At 44.4% G+C, this 3,623-nt stretch carries 2 protein-coding genes; one reads left to right on the plus strand and one right to left on the minus strand.

The window, feature by feature from the left end:
* The coding region (locus IQR33_RS21560) for an FAD-binding and (Fe-S)-binding domain-containing protein (RefSeq protein WP_193844039.1) at positions 1–2,469 on the minus strand (2,469 nt) is incomplete at its 3' end.
* 263 nt (positions 2,470–2,732) lie between these two features.
* Between IQR33_RS21560 and IQR33_RS21565 the strand changes: the two genes are divergently transcribed.
* Complete coding sequence (locus IQR33_RS21565) at positions 2,733–3,413, plus strand: DUF3334 family protein (protein ID WP_005388843.1); 681 nt, start codon at positions 2,733–2,735, stop codon at positions 3,411–3,413.
* The last annotated feature ends 210 nt before the right edge of the window (positions 3,414–3,623 follow it).

Below are 3,623 nucleotides of genomic sequence, written 5' to 3' on the forward strand. Positions count from 1 at the left end.
TGCTTTACCATTCGGCTTAAACGGCAGAAGTACCGGATGCATACCCAGCTTTTTCAATAACTTAACGAAGTCTTCAACGACATCAGCGTCGTAGTAGCTAGTGAATGGGTCTTGAACAATTAAAACATGCTTGCTCTTTTCAGACGAAGACAAACCACTGAGCGCTTGCAGATCATAAGGCGTTGTCAGCGACTCTACTCGTTGTTTCAAGGTGGGTACTGATAACAACGGCGCATCGACATACCCGACCGTAGATGCCGTTAAACTTTTCACCCACGACTGCTTCAAAACACCATTTACGACACCTGGCGCTTTCGCCATCATCGGCAGCATAGTCTCAATGTTGGCAACCAGATAGTCTTTTGCAGGACGTTGGTAACGAGAGTGATAGATGTTTAAAAAGCGCGAGCGAAAGCTCGGAACATCGACTTTAATCGGACACTGACTCGCACACGCTTTACACGCCAAACAACCATTCATCGCTTCATACACTTCGTGAGAGAAGTCATACTCGTGACGACGATTGATAGAATGACGTACGCGGTCAATCATGGTTTTGATTGATGTTTTGTTTTCTAGTGTTTGCTTTTCTAAGTCAAGGATATCAATGCCTTGTTCAGTGAGCTGACGCAACCACTCGCGAACCAAACCCGCACGACCTTTCGGTGAATGACGACGATCGGCTGTTACTTTCATCGATGGACACATTGGCGAGCTAGTATCGTAGTTAAAACACAAACCGTTACCGTTACATTCCATCGCTTGTTTAAAGCTGTCACGTACTTGAACGTCAATCTGACGGTCATAGTAACCACGTTTGGTATCGGTAACTTTGACAAGCTCTGCATCACTATCCAGCGGTGTACAGATTTTGCCCGGGTTCATTTTGTTGTGTGGATCGAATGCCGCTTTCACACGTCTCAGTTCAGTAAACAACTCGTCGCCGAAAAACTCAGGGCCATATTCTGAACGGAAACCTTTGCCGTGTTCACCCCACATCAAACCACCGTATTTCGCCACCAGCTTGACCACTTCATCAGAAACTTCGTGCATCAATGCTTCTTGGTGCGGGTCACACAAATCCAACGCAGGACGTACGTGAAGCACCCCAGCATCGACGTGACCAAACATGCCGTAATTCAGAGACTTGCTGTCTAACAGTTCTCGAAACTCTACAATGAAGTCCGCCAGGTTTTCTGGTGGCACACAGGTATCTTCAGCGAATGCGACCGGTTTAGCACGACCTTTTGCTGCGCCTAACAAACCCACCGCTTTTTTACGCATGTTGTAAATACGCCCAATGCTCGCTACATCGTTACAAACTTGGTAGCCGATAATGCCCGCTTCTTCTGTTTCCAACATGGTATCGAGCTTGGCGGTCAATGCTGCAACCTGAGCAGCAACTTCCTCTTCGTCCTGACCTGCGTATTCCACCATATTGATACCAAGCATCTCTTTATTTGGAACATCGGTAAGTAAATCGCTCACGGTGTGCCAAACGATATCTTGCTTCGCGAGATTAAGCACTTTTGAGTCAACGGTTTCTACAGACAGCGCCTTCGCTTCTACCATAAACGGTGCATTACGCAGTGCAGAATCAAAGCTGTTGTATTTAACGTTAACCAAAGTACGCGCTTTCGGAATTGGCGTCAGGTTAAGCTTCGCTTCGGTAATGAATGCCAATGAACCTTCAGCGCCGCACAGTACTCGTGTGATATCGAAACGGTCACCTTCTTCATTCAAGGCATTTTTTAAATCGTAGCCCGTTAAAAATCGGTTAAGAGGAGGAAACTTATCTACGATCTGCTGGCGTTTTTCACGACATACGGATTCCGTTACACGTAGCGCCTTGGCAGCAAACTCGCCTTCTTTTGGGTAACCATGAGACAAGTCCGACTCTAAAATTGAACCATCAGCAAACACCGCTTGTAGCGACAAAACATGATCGGATGTTTTTCCGTATTTCAGAGAACCTTGACCAGAAGCATCGGTGTTGACCATGCCGCCAATCGTTGCACGGTTACTGGTAGATAAGTCTGGAGAGAAGAAGTAGCCATAAGGGCGAACAGCGTCATTTAACTGGTCTTTCACTACACCAGTTTGTACACGAACCCAGCCTTCTTTCTCATTAATCTCAAGCACTTTGTTCATGTGACGAGACATATCCACCACAATACCTTTGGTAAGCGACTGACCATTGGTCCCTGTGCCGCCACCACGAGGTGAAAAGGTAATTCGTTCGTACTTTTCTTTATTGCTCAGTTTCCCGAGGAGAGAAACATCTTCTGTCGTTTTGGGATGAACGACAGACTGAGGAAGTTGCTGGTAAACACTGTTGTCAGTGGCAACCGCTAGTCGACTTGAATATTGGCTTTCGATATCACCAGTGAATCCGGCGTGCTCAAGCTCTTTCAGAAAACTAAGAACAAGAGGATCGACATCAGTTTGCGAGTGTAATCTTGGTAACATTTGCTTCCTGCCCCTACGACGCTGATCCGATCAGCTGCGGGTTGTGTAATTATTTGCTCACTTCTCATACAAATTGGCGCTAAGCGAAAAATAACACCACAAAAGAGTTAGTGAAGTAATATTCTTTGAATTTCGTCACTTTACAACATTTAAAAAGACGAGCAAATCAGAATCTCGATACAATAATTAAACTTATGCTTTATTTTTTCACGCTTGATGCCTTACATTGGGGAACGAATCGCGTTTCTAGATGAGTTTTCAGAATGAAAAAAAATAAAATTGTGACCACTGAAGATATCCTTCTCAAACTTTGCCAGTCTGTTTCTGGCGTACTTACTTCGGCGACATCTTCTCAAGTAAATTATTCAGCAATGGTGCAAAAAATCCACAAGACTAGCCTCAAACCAGATTTTGGCTGTTTTGTTCTGTTTGATGGCGGATTTACCGGGCTAGTTGTGATTAATTTTACGGCAAAAGCCGCACTGGAGATCTACACCAACTACATGCGTAATATGGGCATGCCAGAAGAAGAACTGGCAATATCTCATACTTCTGACGAGGTAGGCGATGTTCTGGGTGAACTCATGAATCAACTGGTCGGAGACTTCACTAATAAAATTCGTAAAGACCTGCAAACGAACATCACACAAAACCAACCAAAAATGCTGGCGCTGAATAAGCAAGTTATCTTACAAGTTGATACCAACCTTGACCGCCCTCAAGCGCGCAGAGTGACGTTCTCCACCGAAAACAACAATATTTTCTATCTCGAGCTAGCAATGGATAAAACTGAGTTCATCCAACTGGAAGAGTTTGAAGTTGCTGAAGACGAAAACCCAGACGACATTTTAGAGGCAACACGTAAACAGTTGGCTGAGAAAGAATCTAAATCGTCGGGATCAAACGATGATGCCGATGACTTGCTCAACCAGCTCGGGTTGTAATTCTAACGAATCTTAATGAAGAATGGCTTCTTAGACACAAGTACGACTTCATACTGATTACGACGAACTAAAACGCCAGCCTCGCTTAATGCGAGGCTTCTTTTTATGTGCTGAAATTATCTTCAGTCCCACCTTGTATTTCGTTTTTATGTCAAAAAAGGTAATATGTCTGACTTCATAAATTTTCTGCTTTCGTTACTGGTTGTCGAT

It is taken from the genome of Vibrio sp. OPT46, from assembly GCF_015163535.1.
Taxonomy (GTDB): Bacteria; Pseudomonadota; Gammaproteobacteria; order Enterobacterales; family Vibrionaceae; genus Vibrio; species Vibrio alginolyticus.

What these genes read in the sequence shown, in the direction of transcription:
- IQR33_RS21565 (WP_005388843.1), top strand. Translation starts at nt 2,733, where the DNA reads ATGAAAAAAAATAAAATTGTGACCACTGAAGATATCCTTCTCAAACTT.